Below are 17774 nucleotides of genomic sequence, written 5' to 3' on the forward strand. Positions count from 1 at the left end.
GAGTGGCTCCTAATCCGCTTCCGCGCGAGAGCGCGGCACCGGGATTCCATGGGTGGCCAGAAGGCCGTAGAGGGTCGGCCGGCTCACTCCGAGCAAGCGTGCCGCCTCGGAAAGTGAGTTTCCTGAGCGCGACAGGGCGCGCTCGATCGCCTCGCGCTCCGCCCGGCCGCGCGCAACGCGCAGGTCCAGAGCATCGTCAGAGGGGGCCTCAGGCGCGGTCAATTCCAGATCCGCAGCGGTGACCAATGTCCCGTCGGCCATCAGCGAGGCACGCCGCACACGGTTCTCCAGTTCCCGCACATTGCCAGGCCAGCGATGCGCGGCCAGCGCCTCGGTCGCCGAGGCATCGAAGCCGCGCACCTTCAGCCCATGCTCCTTGCTGAAGCGCGCCAGGAAATGCCGAGCGAGGAGGAGAGCGTCGCCTGCGCGGTCCCGGAGGGGCGGAATGCGAACGGGAACGCCGTTCAAACGGTGCAGCAGGTCGCCCCGGAAGCCGCCATTCTCCGACTCCGCTTCCAGATCCCGGTTGGTGGCGGACACGATGCGGACATCGACCCGGATGGGCGCGCGGCCGCCGATCCGCTCGACCACCTGTTCCTGCAGGACTCGCAGCAGCTTGGCCTGGAGCGAAACCGGCATCTCGCCGATCTCGTCAAGGAAGAGCGTGCCACCATTCGCCTGCTCGAACCGCCCCTGGACTTGCTTCACGGCACCGGTGAAGGCGCCGCGCTCGTGGCCGAAGAGTTCGGCCTCCAGCAAATTCTCGGGGATGGCGGCGCAGTTGATGGCGATGAAGGGCTTCTTAGCCCGCGGCCCCATGGTGTGTAGGGCGCGCGCCAGCGCCTCCTTTCCCGTGCCGCTCTCGCCGAGGAGCAGGACGGGCACGGAGACGGAGGCAAGGCGCTCGACCAGGCGACACGCCTTTAGCATCCCCTCATCGGCGGTGATGATGCCTTCGATGGGCGAAGGGCGCGGGGTCGCGGCGAGGCGCCGGTTCTCCTCCTCCAGCGCCCGCAGGCGAAGGGCACGGTCCAGGATCGCCTGCAGCACCGCCGGATCCACCGGCTTCTCATGAAAATCGTAGGCGCCGAGCGCGACGGCGCGCAGTGCGTTGGCGCGCTGGCCCTGGCCCGTCGCCACGACCACGGGCAGTTCGGCCCATTCGCGTTTGATCGCCTCCAGCGTAGCGAAGCCCTCGGCCACGCCTTCGGCATCAGGCGGCAGGCCGAGATCCAGAAGAACCACATCCGGCGTCTCGCGGCGCACGGCCGCCAGGGCCTGGGTTCGGTCTCCCGCCAGCGAAACCTTCAGCGCGGGAAAGGCCCAACGATACTGGGCAGCGAGACCGGGATCGTCCTCGACCACCAAGAGCTTCGGCTTGCTCATGCCGCCTCCACCGCGCGCGAGAGCGGTAGGGTAATCCGGATGTGAGTCCCCTCCCCCAGGCGGCTCTCGGCGGTCAACTCTCCGCCCGCCTCGCGCACCAGTTCGCGCGCCTGCCAGGCACCGATACCACTGCCCTTCGGCTTGGTGGTGGCAAGGGGACGGAACAGCCCGTCACGCAGGAACGCCTCGCTCATGCCCTCTCCCTCATCGGCAATTACAATCTCCAACATGTCTCCAACGCATTGGAAGGCCATTTGGATGACCTTCTCGGCATGAGAAGCTTCAGCAGCGTTTCGAAGCAGATGGGTTAGGACTGTCGAGAAAGCCTCCTCTGCCATCGGAACTGGCGGAAACCGGCCTTCCGCCTTGATTTCTACCGGGTGGCCCAGGCCGCTCGCCACCGCCTGGGCCACGCCGAGAGGGTCGCCGGTCCCGGCTGCCTCCCCTGCCGCCTCGTCCCGCCGTAGCCGGGCGATCAGGGCGTCGATTCGCTGCGCAGCGCCACGCACGGTCAGAAGCATGTCGTGCTGGAACTCCGGGTCGTCCATGTGGGCCTCGGCGTTGGCCAATACCATGGAAAGCTGGGACGAGACGGTCTTCACATCATGGGCGACAAAGGCAAAGCGCCGGGCATAGTCGGCGATGCGTCGCCCCTCGGCCAGCCGCTCCGCCGCGCGTCGCTCGGCGAGGAACATCGCCACCTCCCGCCCCAGCGTCAGGAGGAGCTCTGCCATCTCCTCCTCTAAAGGGTGCGGAGCGCGCGGGGGAGCGAGCAGGATGGCGCCGAGCAGCCCCTCCGCGTGGTGCATCAGAGGCACGGCAACCCAATAGGCGGCAGGCTGTGGCAGGATGACAACTTCCCCGGCCGTGAGCCGCGCAAGGACGGGGTCCCCCTCTTCCAGCCGATCCGGTCCCTCGGAATGGTTCCACTCGGCCTCGCGCAGCAGATCGGGTCCTGAGTCGCGCAGCAGCAGCGTCCCCGCCGGGACATCCACCGGGTCGGCAATGGCGCGGATCGCTCGGATATTCGGTGCCGCCGCGCTGCCAGGGCCCGACAGTGTGGCCACGGCGCGCAGCCATTCGCGCCGGTAGTCGTAGCGCGCTGCCAGGAAATGCCGCGCCACCCACCGATGGATGCGCGACCGTACGGAGCGTGCGGAGAGCAGGACCGCGAGGGCCAAGGTGGCGCCCGCCAGGATGGCGACCTGCGCCGCGCCTCCCCACTCCGTGTCCATGCTCTGGAGGATGCTGCCGACCGCCCCCGCTCCCAGAAGGAAGGCACCCGCGACCAAGAGGGTCGCGCCATGGAAGGCCACCTCATGGGATGGGGTGGCGCGGGCCCAGCGCCGGTCGCGCCGCGCCGCCAGAACGAGGAGCGGCAAGGCGAGTGCCGCGAGCAGTGCCCGCCCCGCGACGAGGCGCGCATCGACCCCGCCCGAGAGCGCGGCGATGCTGTACAGCATGACATCGAAGGCCCCTAGCCCGCCCAGGGCAATCGCGGGAGGCCAGAGATGCCAGCCTGCGGCCTCGCCGCTGTTGCGTGCAAGGTTCTCGGCGATGAGCACAAGCAACAGCGCCAGGGCAAGCCGCGTGTGTGGTGCCAGGTCGCCCAGGAGCGGCACGAGCGGAAGCGCCGCGGCCAGCGCTGCCGACAAGACCAGAACGAGGGCGATCGCAAAGCCGCGAACCACCGACCCGGTCCCGAGGCGCCAATGGAGCAGGAGCAGCACGCCTCCCCAGACGCCGGAACGCAACACCTCCAGCAGCCCCGCGGAGCCCCCCAGCGGGTTGTCAGGATTGAGAACGACGGCGCCTGCCCAGATCGCGGCAGCGATGCCGGCCGCGAAAGGCGGCCAGATGTGACGGCCCCGTCCAGCGGCGAGAGCTCCCAGCGCGACCACGGCGGCGGCCAGGGCCGCGACGCCGTGAAGCGTGGCGATCACGGCACGAAGGGGGCTTTCGCCCCCTTCCGGTAAGCCCCCACGCTATACCCCGGCAGCATGGTTACCTGGACCCCTCCTGGAACAGCACCACCCGCACAGTCGAGATGATGATGAGCAAATCCAGGAACAGCGAGCGTCGCTTCACATAATAAAGGTCGAAGGCCAGCTTGCGCCGGGCGTCCTCCACGGAGGCGCCGTAGGGGTAGTTCACCTGGGCCCAGCCGGTGATGCCGGGCTTCACCACGTGGCGGGCCTCGTAATGCGGGATCTGGAGCGCCAGATCCTCAACGAAGCCCGGCCGTTCCGGCCTCGGACCGACGAAGGCCATATGGCCGAGCAGGACGTTGAAGACCTGCGGAATCTCGTCGATGCGGGTCAGGCGAAGGAAGCGGCCGGTCCGGGTCACGCGGGAGTCACCCTTCTGCGCCCACACAGGAGCCCCCGCCACCTCGGCGTCCTGCCGCATGGAACGGAACTTGAAGAGGGTGAAGATGCGGCCATCCTTGCCGACACGCTCCTGCCGGTAGAAGACGGGGCCGGGGCTGTCGAGCTTGATGGCGATGGCGGCCAGGATCAGGATCGGCAGGGTGAAGAGCAGGAGGGCGAGGCTCAGCGTCACGTCCAGCGCGCGGCGCACCCCCGCCTCCAGCATCCCCTCATGCCGCTGATCGAGGCCGGCAAGCCAGCCGGTCGGCAGCGACGCAATGTCGACCTCGGCCGAGCAGCATTCCAGCCACTCCGCCTCGCTCATTACCCGCACATTCGCCGCGGCGAGGCGAACCCGCGTCGTCACGGCCAGTTCGCACGGGTCACGGACCACCACGGTGGAGGCGCGCAGCGTGCGCAGCCGCTCCGGGGTCAATTCGGCGTCGAGCGTGGAGCCAGCGTGCAGGACCGTCGCAACCGCGGGCGGCAGGCGCTGCGGCATGGGCGACGGATCGGACCCTACCAGCACCACCCGGCCGTTCAGCATCCCCCTGCGTGCCGCCGCGGCAAAAAGCAGGCGGGACGAGATCACGGCCGCGACGAACGCCCCGACGAACCCGGCCTGTGCCCAGAGCGAAAGGGAAGCGCCTGAAGCCGCATTCATCTCAGGGAACAGGAACTCACCCACAACAATGAAGGCGATACCCGCCAGGACGGCTGAGGCCGCGACGCGGTTGGCACGCAGCCAGCAACGAGGGGAATACAGCCCCGTCGCGCCACCTGCCAGGCTGGTACAGGCGGTAAACAATGCCGCGATGGCAAGGAGTTGGACATGGCTCAGTGCCGCACCTTCAGGAATCCCCCAAAGGAGGATCAGGTAGAAGGCCCCCAATGAGGCAGCAGCCTCCAGGGCGAACAGGGACAACAGCGACGAGGGGATGCTGTGCCCGAACAGATTGGTCATGTGAGCGCTCTCCGGCAGACGGGCTTCTGGGGGGGGTCCCGGTCGGTTTGACGCCTGGACAATACAACATCCGTGGCCACGGTTGCCAACGATTGCTAGGATTTTGGCAAGCTTTAAAAATTTGTGCGTTCAAGGCAATAGAAAACATTCTTTATGATATGTTTCGGTTAGTTTAATGATAAAAGTCCAAAAAACCTACATTATCATAATGTGAACCTTGGATTTTTGAGATTACGTCCTCTAGCAACCTTCGAGCGCGCGCAGAGTTGCGCAGGTTAGAGTGTTGAACGCACTTATGATCGGGAGAACCGGGATGGAGAGGCAGAATAATATGCGGGGTGTCATGCTGCGCGGCATGGCGCTGGCAGCGCTGCTGGGAGTGGTTGCGTGCACGGAACGGCCGGCGGCGCAATTCGCAGCTCGCGACGCCGCGCCGGCGCAGGACAGCGAAAACTATCAGATCGGGCCTGGCGATACGCTCGGCATTTTTGTTTATCGCGCCCCCGACCTTTCGGTCGAAATCCCTGTGCGGCCTGATGGGCGCATTTCTATCCCCCTCGCCCCCGACGTGCCGGCTGCGGGCAAGACGCCCAGCCAGCTGGCGCGCGACCTCGAGCAACGCCTGGCTCGTTACGTTCGTGAGCCGAACGTGACGGTGATGGTGCGCCAGTTCTTCGGCCCGCCATGCGCGCATGGTGCGGGTGGTTGGCGAAGCCGCCGAGCCCGTCGCCATTCCCTACCGCGACGGCATGACAGTCCTCGACGTGATGATCGCCACACGCGGCCTGACGCGCTTCGCGGCAGGCAACCGGGCGGAGCTGGTCCGCCGCGATCCCGTCACCGGCGCCGCACGGACCGAACGCGTCCGGCTGAACGACCTGCTCCGGAATGGCGACATGACCCAGGATCTGCCAATGCGTCCCGGCGACACCCTCATCATCCCGCAGAGCTGGTTCTGATGTCGCCTGTCGCAGATCTCCGGCGTTACGCCGCCGCCGCATGGAAGCGGCGATGGCCGGCCCTGCTGGTCGCATGGGTCGTTGCCATCCTCGGTTGGGTCGGCGTGGCCGCCCTTCCCGATCGTTACGAAAGCAGCGCGCGCATCTATGCCGATGCTGACGCCATCCTGGGCCAGACGCTCCGCGGCATCGCCGTGGACGGCGCCACGGCTGCGCAGGTGGAAACGCTGCAACGGACTCTGCTCGCGCGGCCCAACCTCGAGCGCGTCATAGCTCGGACCGATCTGGGCTTACGTGTCACGAGCGAGCGCGACCGCGAAGCGATGGTCGCCGAGCTTACGAAGAACATCCGCATCACGCCGCAGGCCCGGAACCTGTTCCGCGTTGAATACACGGACAGCCAGCCGGCCATCGCGCGCGCTGTGGTGCAGACTGTGCTGGACCTGTTCATGGAGCGCGTGTCGGGCAATGACCGCGAGCAGATGCAGAACGCGCGCGCCTTCGTGAACCAGCAGGTCACCGCATACGAGGCACAGCTGCGCGATGCGGAGCGCCGCCGCGCCGAGTTCCGCTCACGCTACGTAGACCTGATCCCGAACGAGACGACCGGTGGCGCGTCGCGCTTTGAATCAGCACGCCAGCGCCTGAACGAGCTGCGCGGCGAGTTGCAGGATACGGAAATGCGGCGCGACATCATCCGCCGCCAGGTGGAGCAGACACCCCGGACCCTGCCGGCGGACGTGGTAGCACGCGGCGGCGGCAATGCCGGCCCGCTCGCTGCCGCCGAGCAGGAGTTGCGGCAGCTGCAGACCCGCTACACCGACCAGCACCCGGCCATCGCCATGCAGCGTGCGATCGTGGCAGACCTGCGCCGGTCCGGCGGCGGAGCTGGCGGCCCCGTGCGGGGCGAGCCTCGCCCGAACCCCGCCTTTGAGTCGCTGCAGACGCGCCTCGTCGATGCGGAAGGCGACATCGCTTCGTTGCGCCGGCGCATCGCCGCCGAGACGCAGGAAGTTGAGCGGCTGGAAGCGCTGGCGCGCGGTGCGCCGCAGCTTCTCGCCCAGATGACGGACCTGGACCGCGACTACGGCATCCTCCGCCGTTCCTACGAGGAGCTGCTGCAGCGGCGTGAGTCCCTGCAGATTGCTGGCGCAGCGCGCACAGGCGCGGATCAGGTGCGCCTCGACATCATCGAGCCGCCCACCCTGCCGGTCGCTCCGACCGGGCCGAACCGTCCGCTCTTCGCTGCGGGCGCGCTCGTGGTCGCGCTGGGCGCTGGTGCGGCAGTCGCCGTGCTGTTGAGCCTGATGGACACCAGCATCTACAGCCTGCGTGAGTTGCGCGATCTGGGTCTGCCGGTGCTGGGTGCGGTCTCGCCTGCACGGCCAAAGCGTCGCCTCCTGCCCACGGCTGCCTTCGCGGGAGCGCTATCCTTGCTCTTCGTTTGCTTCGCTGGGGTCGCTGCGGGCGGCGCCGAAATCCTTCGAAAGGTGCTCGCATGACCGAACCCCCCCGCCGGCACCTTGCCGAACGCGCTATTCAGGCCCTCGGCGGCCTGAATGCCCCCGGCGCCGCCCCGCTTCCGGGTGCCATCAGCCCGCCTCCCGCGCCACCCGGCGCGGAGCAGCGGGCCCGGCCGATCACCGATGCACTGCTTCGCTCGGGGCCGGAGGTACTGGAGGCTCCCCGCATGCCGGAGGCGCGCCCTGCGGCTCCAGGCCCTTCTTCGTCACCTCCGATCCCCCTCGCGCGGCTGCATGGGGCCGGGTTGATCGCGCACGTCCAAGGCAGAAACAGGCTTTTCGAAGAGATCGCCGTGGTGCAGGATCAGGTGGTTCGGACAGTGCATGCCACTGCGACCACGGGGGGGCGCCATCCGCGCCTGGTGGCGGTGACGAGTACCCTTCCGGGCGAGGGGAAGACATTCATGGCCTTGAATATCGCCGCCGCGATGGCCGCCGCACGGGCCCAGCCCGTGATGCTGCTGGACGCGGACGGGAAGAACGGCTCGCTTTCGGAGCTGCTCGAGTGCAAGGATCGGCCCGGCATTGCCGAGCTCGCCGCGAATCCGGACCGCCCAGTTGGACCCTGCGTGGTACCGACCGAGCGTGACCGGCTCTGCGTCTTGCCCTTCGGCCAAGGCCGTCCTTCTGGCGCTGCCATCGCTTCCGCGGCGCTGCGCGTGGCCGAGAGCCATCCCCGCCACATCGTGATCCTCGACCTGCCCCCTGCCCTTTCAACCAGCGAGGCCAGTGCTCTCGCGCCTGTCGTCGGACAGGTGGTGATGGTGGTGGAGGCGGAGCGGACCCAGCGTGGCCAGCTTGAGGCGGCGCTGGATCTCCTGGACGCTTGCCCCACTGTTCAGCTCGTGCTGAATCGCGCCCGGCCGGGAGATGAGCGTTTTGGAGCCTATGGTTACGACGGGTAAGCCAGCGCGCCGTTTCGGGCGGGGGCTTGCGGCGGCAGCGCTGGTGGCGCTGCCCGCCGCGAATGCGGATGCACAGGATGTCGGCAGCGCGCTCACTGTCGCGCCCGATTTCCTTTCGGGACTCGAAACCCCCGGTGCGGTGGGCTTGCCCCCTCGCACCGCGCCAGCGGGTCCCTTCGGCGTCAGCCCTGCCCCGCGCAGTCCGGTGGATACGGGCGCCGCCGCGACCGAACGGCCCGGCGACATGGCGGTTCGCCTCAGCCCGTTCTTCAGCGACTCGCTGGGAACGCCAAATCCCCCAAGTCAGCTTCCTGAGGGACGGTCCTGGGTCGTCAGGCCCTTCATCGATGCCCGCGCCCTCATCACGGATAACAGCTACACGAACACCAGGTCGGGCAAGCGTGGTGAGGTCATTGCCACCATCACGCCTGGCGTCTCGGCCAGCGCCGAGACGGCGCGCATCCGCGGCCGCGCCTTTTATGCCCCATCCTTTGTCGGCTACCTCGATCAGCGTGAGCAGAGCCGGATTGACCACCGCTTCCTAGGCGATGCGACCATCCAGCTCGTTCCCGGGTCAGTCTTCCTCGACCTGAGGGGCTACGGGACTATTTCGCCGATCGCGAGTGGCTTCACGAACAGTGATACGGCCAACCTGCCTCGTCGGGCCGTTGCACAGACGTACAGCTTCTCGGTTTCACCCTATCTCCTGCATCGCTTCGGCACCCAGGCAGCGGTCGCCGCGGGCTACCTGTTCCAGTATGTCGAGCGGCAGGGCAGCCAGGCGTCGATCCGGCCGGACGGAGTGCCGTTCTATGCTCCGGGCAACATGATCTCGAATACGGTGTTTGGAACCCTCCGGACCGGCGAGGACTCTGGCCCGCTTGCCGCCGAGTTGCGCCTGCGCGGCACGATGTTCGATGGCGCGGGTTCGCTCAATGGTGCGCATCGCGCTTCCGCTGTCGTTGAGGCGCGCTATGCCTTGCGCAACAACCTGTTCGCCATCGTCGAGGGCGGATACGAGTCGATCCATTACAGCTCCGCCCCTCCTATTCGCATCGACGAGCCGGTCTGGGGCGTGGGCGTGCGTTGGGACCCAAGCCCCAACAGCATGATCATCGCGCGGTACCGGCGCCGCGAAGGCGTAACCACCCCGACACTGGAAGCGAGGATCGCGCTCACCCCCCGCACCACGGTCTTCATGCGCTATGATGACGGGATCGCCACGCCCCTGCAGCGCACGGCTGACGTTCTGCAGACGATCACGGTCGATGAGAACAACCAGCCTGTGGACCGGCTAAGTGGTGCTCCGCAGCCCGATTTTGCCGGCGCTACCGTGCTGGGCCTGCAAAGCGGCGTCTACCGCATTCGCCGCGGCCAGGCCTCGATCATCCATCGCCGGGATCGCGACAGCTTCTACTTCGCCTTCCGGCATGAGAACCGGCGTGTCCTCGCGAATGACCCGGGTCTCGTTGCCTTCGGCCAGACCTCGAATACCTTCGACCTGACCTACAGCCGGGCGGTGAATCCAGTGACGACCTTCACAGCTGGCGCGAGCTATTCGCTCTATGAATCGCCGAGCACGCCGGGCCAGAACTCGAGCTGGCTGCTGCGCGCTTCATTCCGCCGCACTTTCTCCGAAACTTTATCGGGAACCATCGAATATCAGTTGTCTGATCGGCGAACCACGCTCGCTGATTCGAACGTCCCAATTTCGCAAACTCGGCGCGGTTTGCGAAACGCAATCATACTTTCCTTGCGCAAGACTTTCTGAAGCCAGCAGAATAGCGGAAACTCTCCCCTCATTGGGACGTTTCCATAGCGGCATGCTTATCGAACATTACGGGCTCCGCGCCCACCCCTTCCTGATGACGCCCGACGCCCGGCTGTTCTACGCGAGCGCCGGGCATGCACGGGCCTATGCCCACTTGGCCTACGGCCTCGCCCAGCGGGAGGGGTTCGTGGTCGTGACTGGAGAGGTGGGGGCAGGAAAGACCACCTTGGTCGAGCGACTTTGCATGGAGCTCGACCCCAATCTCTTTGCCGTCGGGCGCATCGTCACCTCGCAGCTTGAGAGCGAGGACCTCCTGCGGCTCGTCGCGGATAGCTTCGGCGTTCCAATCGAGGGAGGCAAAGCGCAGCTTCTCACCGGCATCACGCGCGCGCTACGCACCGGCGGCGAAGCCGGGCGGCGGCACGTGCTGATCGTAGACGAGGCTCAGGCACTTTCGCATGGCGCGCTGGAGGAGCTTCGCATGCTTTCCAACGTGACCGAGAACGGGCGTGCCTTCCTGCAAACCGTGCTGCTCGGCCAGCCGCAGCTGCGGCAGCTGCTCGCACGGCCGGACCTCGAGCAGCTTCGCCAGCGCATCCTGGCTTCCTACCACCTCCAGCCTCTCTCCTCCGACGAGACGCGTGCCTATGTCGAACACCGGCTGCGCGCGGTGGGCTGGCAGGGCCGCCCCGCTTGGGGTGATGGGACACTGGAAGCCATTCATCACCACACGGGCGGCGTGCCGCGCCGGATCAACCGCCTCTGCTCGCGCGTACTCCTCGCCGGCGCGCTAGAGGGGGCCGAGGTGCTGGAACTCGACCTCGTCGAGTCCACGGCCCAGGAACTTGAGGAAGACCTCGGCGTCGTCACTCCTGTCCCGGATTCCGCAATGGCCCGCGCCGAGGCGGCGCCCCTGCACGCGCCGCGTGCCGCCGAGCCTCGTCCCATCCCACAGCCGCTCCCGACGGCTCGGCATGAGGAAGTTCCTCCGCCACAGCCCGAACCCCGCGCGCATCACTACGAAGCGGAGCCGCCCCACCTGACGCGGGAGGCGCAGACCTACGTCCCCCAGCATGGGCATCGCGAGCACGCCCATGCCAGCGCCGCCGACGACCCTCGCATCGCCGCCATCACCGACCAGTTGGACACGCTGACCCGCGTCGCCGCGCGCCAGGAACGAGTGGTGGACCGCCTCATCAACCTGTTCGCGCGCCGCCGGACGGGGCGATGAGTTCGTTGAACGACCGCCGCGCCGCCATGCGCCCGCGCAACGCCATGAGCGTGGATGTGGAGGACTGGTTCCAGGTCCAGGCATTTGCTGGCACCCTGCGCCGCGATGCATGGGACGAATACGACCGCCGCGTCGAAGCGAGCACGGATCGCGTCCTTTCGCTGTTTGCCGCGCATTCGGTGCGCGCGACCTTCTTCACCCTAGGCTGGGTCGCGGACCGCCATCCCGCGCTGATTCGACGCATCGTGGCCGCAGGGCACGAACTCGCGAGCCATGGCTATGGGCATGAGCAGGTTTCCGTGATTGGCGAGGCCGCATTCCGTGCCGATATCCGTCGCGCGAAGCATGCGCTGGAGGATGCAGGCGGCGTCGAGGTGCATGGCTATCGCGCCCCAACATTTTCCATCGGCGCACGCACGCCCTGGGCGCATGCGATCCTCGCCGAGGAAGGGCATCGCTATTCCTCCTCGATCTTTCCGGTGCGGCACGACCTTTACGGCGCGCCCGATGCACCGCGGGGGCCGCATCGCCCGCGCCCCGATGGCGTGATCGAGTTGCCGATGACGACTGTGCGCCTTGCCAGCCGGAATCTCCCCTGCGCGGGTGGCGGCTGGTTCCGTCTCCTGCCCTATGGCGCGTTCCGCACCGGGTTGCGCCTAGTCAATGGTCGCGAGGGACAGCGCGGCGTCTTCTACTTCCACCCATGGGAGGTGGATCCGGGCCAGCCTCGCGTCAGCGCGGCGCCGCGCCTGTCGCGCTTCCGCCATTACACCGGGCTCGCGCGCATGGAAGGCAAGCTGGCGCGGTTGCTGGGTGATTTCGCCTGGGGCCGCATGGATGAGGTCTTCGCGGAAGAGATCGCTGCATGAGCATCAAAATCCGTGAGATGGACGCGGCGAGCGCGCCAGCATGGGACGCGTTCGTCCATTCGCGTCCTGAGGCCACGTTCTTCCATCTCTCACCCTGGGCGAAGGTGATCCGCCACAGCTTTGGCCACGCCACCCACTACGCGATGGCGGAACAGGATGGTGCCGTGGTCGGCGTGCTGCCGCTCGCGCGGATGCGCACGCGCCTGTTTGGTGACACGCTCGCTTCCACCCCGTTCTGCGTCTATGGCGGCACCGTCGCTGCGTCGCCCGAAGCCGCGAAGGCACTGGAAGACCACGCGGTCGCGCTGCGGAACCGGATCGGCTCGCCGGTGCTGGAGTTCCGCAGGCTGGAAGCGGCGGATGAGGGCTGGGATGAGCGACCTGCGCTCTACTACACCTTCCGCAAGCCCATCTCCGTTTCCGGTGATGACGCGAAGGACATGGAGCGCAACATCCCACGCAAGCAGCGCGCCGAAGTCCGCAAGGGCTTCAAGCGTGGGCTTTCCTCCACCAGTGACTCGAACGTGGACGCGCTGCACGCCGTCTATGCCGAAAGCGTCCGCAATCTCGGCTCGCCGGTCTTCCCGAAGCGCTACTTCCGCAACCTGATGGAAGCCTTCCCGGACGCGCACGACGTCACCACGGTCTGGCATGAAGGGCGTCCCGTGGCTTCCGTCCTGTCCTTCCACTTCCGCGATCAGGTTCTGCCCTACTACGGCGGAGGAACGCGCGAGGCACGCGGGCTTTCGGCCAGCGAGGTGATGTACTGGGAGGTGATGCGGCGCGCAGGGAATGAGCGTGGCGCGAAGCTGTTCGATTTCGGGCGCTCGAAATCCGGGACCGGCGCCTTCGACTACAAGAAGAACTGGGGCTTCACGCCGGAGCCGCTGAACTACTGCTACCGCCTCGCGCCCGGCGCGCGCATTCCGGACAACAACCCGAACAACCCGAAGTATCGGCTATTCATCAAGGCCTGGAAGAAGCTGCCCATCCCGGTTGCCAACACGGTTGGCCCCTACCTTGTTCGAGGGCTGGGCTGATGGGACGGCTGCTCTTCCTTGCCCACCGCATTCCCTTCCCGCCCCAGAAGGGCGAGAAGATCCGTGCCTTCCACATGCTGGCGCATCTATCGCGCCGCCATGAGGTCGAGCTGGGCTGCCTCGTGGACGACCCGGCCGACATGGCGCACGTCGAGGCACTGCGCGAATGGTGCTCCCATGTCGAGGCGCATCCCATCCCGCGTGGCCCGGCCGCCGCCCTCCGCGCCGTGCCGCGCTTCCGCCCTGGCGAGCCCCTGTCCCTGGCGTGGTTCCGGCATCCGTCCCTTTCCGCCTGGGTAGAGGAAGGGCTGGAGTCGCGGCGATGGAGCAGGGCGCTCGTCTACTCTTCCGCCGTCGCGCCGCTGCTGATGACGCCCGCCGCACAGCAAGCGCAGATGCGTCGGGTGCTCGACTTCGTGGACGTGGATTCGGCGAAGTGGCGGGCGTATGCCGCCGAAACCTCCGGCCCGATGAGATGGGTCTATGCACGGGAAGCCGAGACCCTGCTGCGCTTCGAGCGTCGCGCCGCCCTGGCCTTCGATTGCTCGATCTTCGTGTCGGAGGAGGAAGCGCGCTGTTTCGCTGCCCTGGCGCCGGAGACCGCGTCCCGGCTTGACCACGTGGACAACGGCGTCGAACTGGCCCGCTTTGACCCAGAGATCGAGCACCCGGACCCCTACCCCGCCGGCCCGCCGGTGCTGGTCTTCACCGGCACCATGGATTACCGCCCGAACGTGGACGCGGTGACCTGGTTCGCAGAGGAAGCCCTGCCCCTCCTGCCCGGCCTGCGCTTCGCGATCGTCGGCGCCAATCCGGCCCCAACGGTGCGCGCGCTGGAGCGGATCCCGGGCGTGATCGTCACCGGCTCGGTGCCGGACATCCGGCCCTATATCGCCCATGCCGCCGCGGCGGTCGCGCCGCTTCGCATCGCGCGCGGAATCCAGAACAAGGTACTGGAGGCGATGGCAATGGCCAAGCCAATCATCTGCACTCCGCAAGCCTTCGAGGGCGTGCGTGCCGTCGCAGGGCGTGACGCGCTTATCGCGCCCGACGCGGCAGGATTGGCCGCAGCGGTGCGCGCGGTGCTGGACGGGCACCACCCAACGCTGGGCGAGGCGGCCCGCGCCGCCGTGCTGGCCGCGCATGATTGGAAGGCGACGCTACGCCGCCTGGATGCAGTGATGGAGACCCGAGGACCGCCCCTGGGCCTCGCGGCCTAGGGGCGGTCCCTCTCTGGGCCGCTCAGCTGTCGGCGCGGATGTTGTTATCAGTAATCACCTTGCCCCACTTCGCGATCTCACCCTCGATGAAGCGGGCGCATTCCTCGGGGCCGGCGGCGGAGATGTCGCAGCCCTGCTCCTCGATGCGGTTCTTCACGTCGGCCTCGTTCAGCACGCGGTGCAGTGCCTCGTGCATCCGGCGCACCAGCGGCTCCGGCGTGCCGGCGCGGCCGAGCATGGCCCACCAGGTCGGCGCCTCGAAGTCGCCGAAGCCCTGCTGCTGGAAGGAACGGGTATTTGGCACGTGTCGCGTTTCGCCGCGCGTGGTGACGCCGAGGGGGCGCAGCACGCCGGAGCGGATGTGCTGCGACACGATCACGACATTCGTCATGAACAGCGGCACGTGGCCGGCCACCGCGTCCTGCACGGCCGGGCCACCGCCGCGATACGGCACGTGGACGATCTTGAAGTCCCCCTGCTGCTGCAACAGCGTCGTCGAGACGTGGGCGAGGCCGCCAACTCCCGAGGTCGCGTAGTTCAGCGTGTCCGGGGCGCGCTTCGCGGCGTCCACCACCTCCTGGAAGTTGCGGAACGGCGTGGATTGGTGCGCGACCATGACCAGCGGCCCCGTGGCGACGAGCGTCGTCGGCACGAAGGCTTCCATGGTGCGGAAGGGCAGCCGCATCACGGTCTCGTTGGTCGCCTGCGTGTCGTAGACCAGGACCCAGGTCGAACCGTCGGCCGGGGCGCGCGACGCCTCGATCGCACCCGTTGCGCCGCTGGCGCCGCCACGGTTGTCGATGACGATGGGGCGGCCCAGCACTTCCGCCAGACGGGCCTGGAACAGACGCGCCACCGTGTCGGTGGAGCCGCCCGGCGGCCAGGGCACGATGAGCCGCAGCGGCCGGTCGGGGAAGTTCTGCGCCCGCAGCACGGAGGGGGCGAGAAGCCCCGACCCAGCGAGCGCCATGAGATGGCGCCGATTCATTTCGTTTCTCCCTGGAGAAGTCATTCGTTCCGACGAATGCTCAGGTTTAACGTTTCTTGCAACCCGGCGTTCAGGCCACGCCTCACCCCGCGAAGGGGTCGCGCAGTGCGATTGTGTCGTCGCGGTCGGGGCTGGTGCTCAGCATCATCACCGGCGCCTCCACCAGCTCCTCGATGCGTCGGATATACTTCACCGCCTGGGCCGGAAGCTCGGCATAGGAGCGCGCCCCCATGGTCGAGCCGGTCCAGCCTTCAATGGTCTCGAAGACCGGCTCCGCCGCGGCCTGGGCGCGCATGGCGGGAGGCAGACGGCGCATCTCCTCGCCATTCACGCGGTAGCCGACGCAGATCTTCAGCTCCGGCAGCCCGTCGAGCACGTCCAGCTTGGTAAGAACCAAGCCCTGCACGCCACCGAGCTTTACGGCCTGGCGCACCATGGCGGCGTCGAACCAGCCGCAGCGGCGCGGGCGGCCCGTCACCGTGCCGAACTCGCGCCCCCGCTCGCCGAGGCGCCGGCCGATCTCGTCATCCAGCTCGCTTGGGAAGGGGCCGGAGCCGACGCGCGTCGTGTAGGCCTTAGCGATACCGAGGACGAGGCCGATCGCATCCGGCCCGATGCCGGAGCCTGCGGCGGCATTGCCAGCCACCGTGTTTGAGGAGGTGACGTAGGGATAGGTGCCGTGGTCCACGTCCAGCATCACGGCCTGCGCACCCTCGAAGAGGATGCGCCGCCCGTCCCGCCGCGCCTCGTCCAGCCGTTCCCAGACCGGCTCGCTGTAGGGGAGGAGCTGCGGCGCCAGCGCCAGCAGCTTGTCCAGCAGGTCACGCTTGGAGAATTCCTGCGCGCCCAGGCCCCGCAGCAGCGAGTTGTGGTGCAGCAGCAGCTCGTCGAGCTTGGCCGACAGCGTCTCCGGCTCCGCGAGATCGCAGAGGCGGATGGCGCGGCGGCCCACCTTGTCCTCGTAGGCTGGGCCGATGCCGCGCCCGGTGGTGCCGATCTTGTCCTCGCCGCGCGCGGCCTCGCGCGCGCGGTCCAGTGCGGGGTGCAGCGGAAGGATCAACGGCACGTTGTCGGCGATGCGCAGATTGTGCGGCCCCACATCGAGCCCCTGCCCGCGCACCTTGGCGATCTCGCTGAGCAGCGCATCCGGGTCCAGCACCACACCATTGCCGATGACACCAAGCTTGCCGCGCACCACGCCGGAGGGAAGCAGCGAGAGCTTGTAGGTCTGATCGCCCACCACCAGCGTATGCCCCGCATTATGGCCACCCTGGAAGCGCACGACGATGTCGGCCCGGCTGGCGAGCCAGTCCACCACCTTCCCCTTGCCTTCGTCGCCCCACTGGGCGCCGATCACCGCGACATTGGCCATCACACGGTCTCCGTGGTCTTGAGGGGGATGGCGGCCTCGCCGTCCCATTCGTGGGTGCAGCGCAGGGCGGCTGCCGTGTCGGTGGCGGAAAGCGCAGCGACAGTGGCGAAGCCCGCCTCGCGCAGGCGCTCGCCCGCCTCGGTGGCGGTGCCGAGCGGCAGGAAGCAACGATTGCGGCGTGCGCCCGATGGCACGGCGCGCAGCACCGCATCGGCATAGAGCGTCATGCCCGTGGCCGGCTCGTCATGCGCCGCGAGGCAGCGTCCGCCGCGTGCCAATTCCCCGGTCATGCCAGGGCCAAACAGGGTGAAGGCGACGCCGACGTGATACTGGAAGCCCCGGAACTCTACTGGATCCAGGGTGATGTGCAGTCCAGGCGCACGCGCGGCGATGGCCCGCACGACGGACAGCGCGTTCTCGGCGATGGGGCGGGCGGATTCAGGAAGGCGCGCCGGGTCCAGCACCGCCACCGCCTCCCGCGCCGGGCCGGCGGCGGCAAGGAACTCGGGCAGCAGGGCGGCGATGGGGCCGCGCCCCTCGACCAGCGCGGTCACGGCGGCGGCGTCCTTGCGGTCCAGCGCGCGGGCGAGGCGCCCGGCCAGGGGCTCGGCGATGCCGGCCGCCTCGATCAGCGCCTGGGCCATGCGCGGCAAGCCCACATCCAGCGAGATGCCCTCGATGCCGAGGCGCGACACGGCTTCGACCGCCACCACCGCCACTTCCGCATCGGCCTCGGGGGCCGCGCCGCCGATCAGCTCGATGCCCGCCTGGCGAAGCTGCCGCGCCGGAGCCAGTTCCGAGCCGCGCACGCGCAGCACCTGCCCGGCGTAGCACAGGCGCAGCGGGCGCCCCTGCCCCGCCATGCGCGTGGCCGCGATGCGGGCGACCTGTGGCGTCATATCGGCCCGCAGCCCCATCATGCGCTGGCTGACCGGGTCCATGAGGCGGAAGGTCTGCTCGGCCACGGCGGCGCCGGAGCCGGCCAGCAGCCCTTCCTCGAACTCCAGCAGCGGCGGTGTGACGCGCTCGTATCCATGGCGGGCGAAGCTCTCCATCAGCGCCTCGACCAGCATGGCTTCCCGCTCCGCCTCGGGCGGCAGCAGGTCCATGAGTCCCGCGGGGAGCAGGGCGGGGTTGGGGGCTTCGCTCATCACGGGCCGCTGTGTGGCAGGGCCGG

Annotated in this window: 14 protein-coding genes and 1 pseudogene; 9 read left to right on the top strand and 6 right to left on the bottom strand. The window is 68.1% G+C overall.

The window, feature by feature from the left end; genetic code table 11:
* Positions 1–9: 9 nt before the first annotated feature.
* The 3 genes from prsR to JTJ31_RS02535 all read right to left on the bottom strand — a co-directional run bounded on the left by prsR (position 10) and on the right by JTJ31_RS02535 (position 4719).
* A complete protein-coding gene (gene prsR / locus JTJ31_RS02525; protein WP_207537010.1) occupies positions 10–1386 on the bottom strand; it encodes a PEP-CTERM-box response regulator transcription factor in 1377 nt (458 codons plus the stop codon).
* The gene (gene prsK, locus JTJ31_RS25155) at positions 1383–3329 is read right to left on the bottom strand and encodes an XrtA/PEP-CTERM system histidine kinase PrsK (protein ID WP_207537011.1); all 1947 of its coding nucleotides are present in this window, start codon (positions 3327–3329) and stop codon (positions 1383–1385) included. The genes prsR and prsK overlap by 4 nt, the downstream gene beginning before the upstream one ends.
* 61 nt (positions 3330–3390) lie before the next feature.
* Entirely contained in the window at positions 3391–4719 is a 1329-nt protein-coding gene (locus tag JTJ31_RS02535; RefSeq protein ID WP_207537012.1) for an exopolysaccharide biosynthesis polyprenyl glycosylphosphotransferase, read from the bottom strand.
* Positions 4720–5074: 355 nt separating this feature from the next.
* Between JTJ31_RS02535 and JTJ31_RS24460 the strand changes: the two are divergent.
* From JTJ31_RS24460 to JTJ31_RS02575, 9 genes and pseudogenes are all read left to right on the top strand, one after another.
* Positions 5075–5323, top strand: a pseudogene (locus JTJ31_RS24460) (polysaccharide biosynthesis/export family protein); the annotation flags it as partial.
* A 97-nt stretch (positions 5324–5420) separates the two neighbouring features.
* A complete protein-coding gene (locus tag JTJ31_RS24465) occupies positions 5421–5678 on the top strand; it encodes a hypothetical protein (RefSeq protein WP_328805660.1) in 258 nt (85 codons plus the stop codon).
* On the top strand, positions 5678–7180 hold the full coding sequence (locus JTJ31_RS02545; protein WP_207537013.1) for an XrtA system polysaccharide chain length determinant: 1503 nt from the start codon (positions 5678–5680) through the stop codon (positions 7178–7180). Before JTJ31_RS24465 ends, JTJ31_RS02545 begins: the two co-directional genes overlap by 1 nt.
* Positions 7181–7605: 425 nt before the next feature.
* Positions 7606–8106, top strand: coding sequence for a tyrosine-protein kinase family protein (locus JTJ31_RS02550; RefSeq protein ID WP_207537014.1), 501 nt, complete (start codon positions 7606–7608; stop codon positions 8104–8106).
* A 43-nt stretch (positions 8107–8149) separates the two neighbouring features.
* On the top strand, positions 8150–9877 hold the full coding sequence (locus JTJ31_RS02555; protein ID WP_207537015.1) for a TIGR03016 family PEP-CTERM system-associated outer membrane protein: 1728 nt from the start codon (positions 8150–8152) through the stop codon (positions 9875–9877).
* 52 nt (positions 9878–9929) lie between these two features.
* Positions 9930–11108, top strand: coding sequence for an ExeA family protein (locus tag JTJ31_RS02560; protein WP_207537016.1), 1179 nt, complete (start codon positions 9930–9932; stop codon positions 11106–11108).
* Positions 11105–11977 (top strand): XrtA system polysaccharide deacetylase, encoded by an 873-nt coding sequence (locus tag JTJ31_RS02565; RefSeq protein ID WP_236019776.1) that lies wholly within the window; start codon positions 11105–11107, stop codon positions 11975–11977. Before JTJ31_RS02560 ends, JTJ31_RS02565 begins: the two co-directional genes overlap by 4 nt.
* Entirely contained in the window at positions 11974–13017 is a 1044-nt protein-coding gene (locus tag JTJ31_RS02570; protein ID WP_207537017.1) for a FemAB family XrtA/PEP-CTERM system-associated protein, read from the top strand. The genes JTJ31_RS02565 and JTJ31_RS02570 overlap by 4 nt, the downstream gene beginning before the upstream one ends.
* A complete protein-coding gene (locus JTJ31_RS02575) occupies positions 13017–14237 on the top strand; it encodes a TIGR03087 family PEP-CTERM/XrtA system glycosyltransferase (RefSeq protein WP_207537018.1) in 1221 nt (406 codons plus the stop codon). The genes JTJ31_RS02570 and JTJ31_RS02575 overlap by 1 nt, the downstream gene beginning before the upstream one ends.
* A gap of 22 nt (positions 14238–14259) precedes the next feature.
* Here JTJ31_RS02575 and JTJ31_RS02580 read toward each other — a convergent pair whose 3' ends face one another.
* The 3 genes from JTJ31_RS02580 to JTJ31_RS02590 all read right to left on the bottom strand — a co-directional run bounded on the left by JTJ31_RS02580 (position 14260) and on the right by JTJ31_RS02590 (position 17748).
* Positions 14260–15225: a Bug family tripartite tricarboxylate transporter substrate binding protein gene (locus JTJ31_RS02580; RefSeq protein WP_236019777.1), complete on the bottom strand. Its 966-nt coding sequence runs from the start codon at positions 15223–15225 to the stop codon at positions 14260–14262.
* An 82-nt stretch (positions 15226–15307) separates the two neighbouring features.
* Complete coding sequence (locus tag JTJ31_RS02585) at positions 15308–16597, bottom strand: adenylosuccinate synthase (protein ID WP_207537019.1); 1290 nt, start codon at positions 16595–16597, stop codon at positions 15308–15310.
* On the bottom strand, positions 16597–17748 hold the full coding sequence (locus tag JTJ31_RS02590; protein ID WP_236019778.1) for an ATP phosphoribosyltransferase regulatory subunit: 1152 nt from the start codon (positions 17746–17748) through the stop codon (positions 16597–16599). The genes JTJ31_RS02585 and JTJ31_RS02590 overlap by 1 nt, the downstream gene beginning before the upstream one ends.
* Between the last annotated feature and the right edge of the window lie 26 nt (positions 17749–17774).

This window comes from Sabulicella rubraurantiaca, from assembly GCF_017355885.1.
GTDB classification, from domain to species: Bacteria; Pseudomonadota; Alphaproteobacteria; order Acetobacterales; family Acetobacteraceae; genus Roseococcus; species Roseococcus rubraurantiacus.

Excerpts from the sequence above, each read along its gene's own strand:
- prsR (WP_207537010.1), bottom strand. The coding sequence starts at position 1,386 with ATGAGCAAGCCGAAGCTCTTGGTGGTCGAGGACGATCCCGGTCTCGCT.
- JTJ31_RS02535 (WP_207537012.1), bottom strand. The coding sequence starts at position 4,719 with ATGACCAATCTGTTCGGGCACAGCATCCCCTCGTCGCTGTTGTCCCTG.
- JTJ31_RS02545 (WP_207537013.1), top strand. The coding sequence starts at position 5,678 with ATGTCGCCTGTCGCAGATCTCCGGCGTTACGCCGCCGCCGCATGGAAG.
- JTJ31_RS02550 (WP_207537014.1), top strand. The coding sequence starts at position 7,606 with ATGGCCTTGAATATCGCCGCCGCGATGGCCGCCGCACGGGCCCAGCCC.
- JTJ31_RS02560 (WP_207537016.1), top strand. The coding sequence starts at position 9,930 with ATGCTTATCGAACATTACGGGCTCCGCGCCCACCCCTTCCTGATGACG.
- JTJ31_RS02565 (WP_236019776.1), top strand. The coding sequence starts at position 11,105 with ATGAGTTCGTTGAACGACCGCCGCGCCGCCATGCGCCCGCGCAACGCC.
- JTJ31_RS02570 (WP_207537017.1), top strand. The coding sequence starts at position 11,974 with ATGAGCATCAAAATCCGTGAGATGGACGCGGCGAGCGCGCCAGCATGG.
- JTJ31_RS02575 (WP_207537018.1), top strand. The coding sequence starts at position 13,017 with ATGGGACGGCTGCTCTTCCTTGCCCACCGCATTCCCTTCCCGCCCCAG.
- JTJ31_RS02580 (WP_236019777.1), bottom strand. The coding sequence starts at position 15,225 with ATGAATCGGCGCCATCTCATGGCGCTCGCTGGGTCGGGGCTTCTCGCC.
- JTJ31_RS02585 (WP_207537019.1), bottom strand. The coding sequence starts at position 16,597 with ATGGCCAATGTCGCGGTGATCGGCGCCCAGTGGGGCGACGAAGGCAAG.
- JTJ31_RS02590 (WP_236019778.1), bottom strand. The coding sequence starts at position 17,748 with ATGAGCGAAGCCCCCAACCCCGCCCTGCTCCCCGCGGGACTCATGGAC.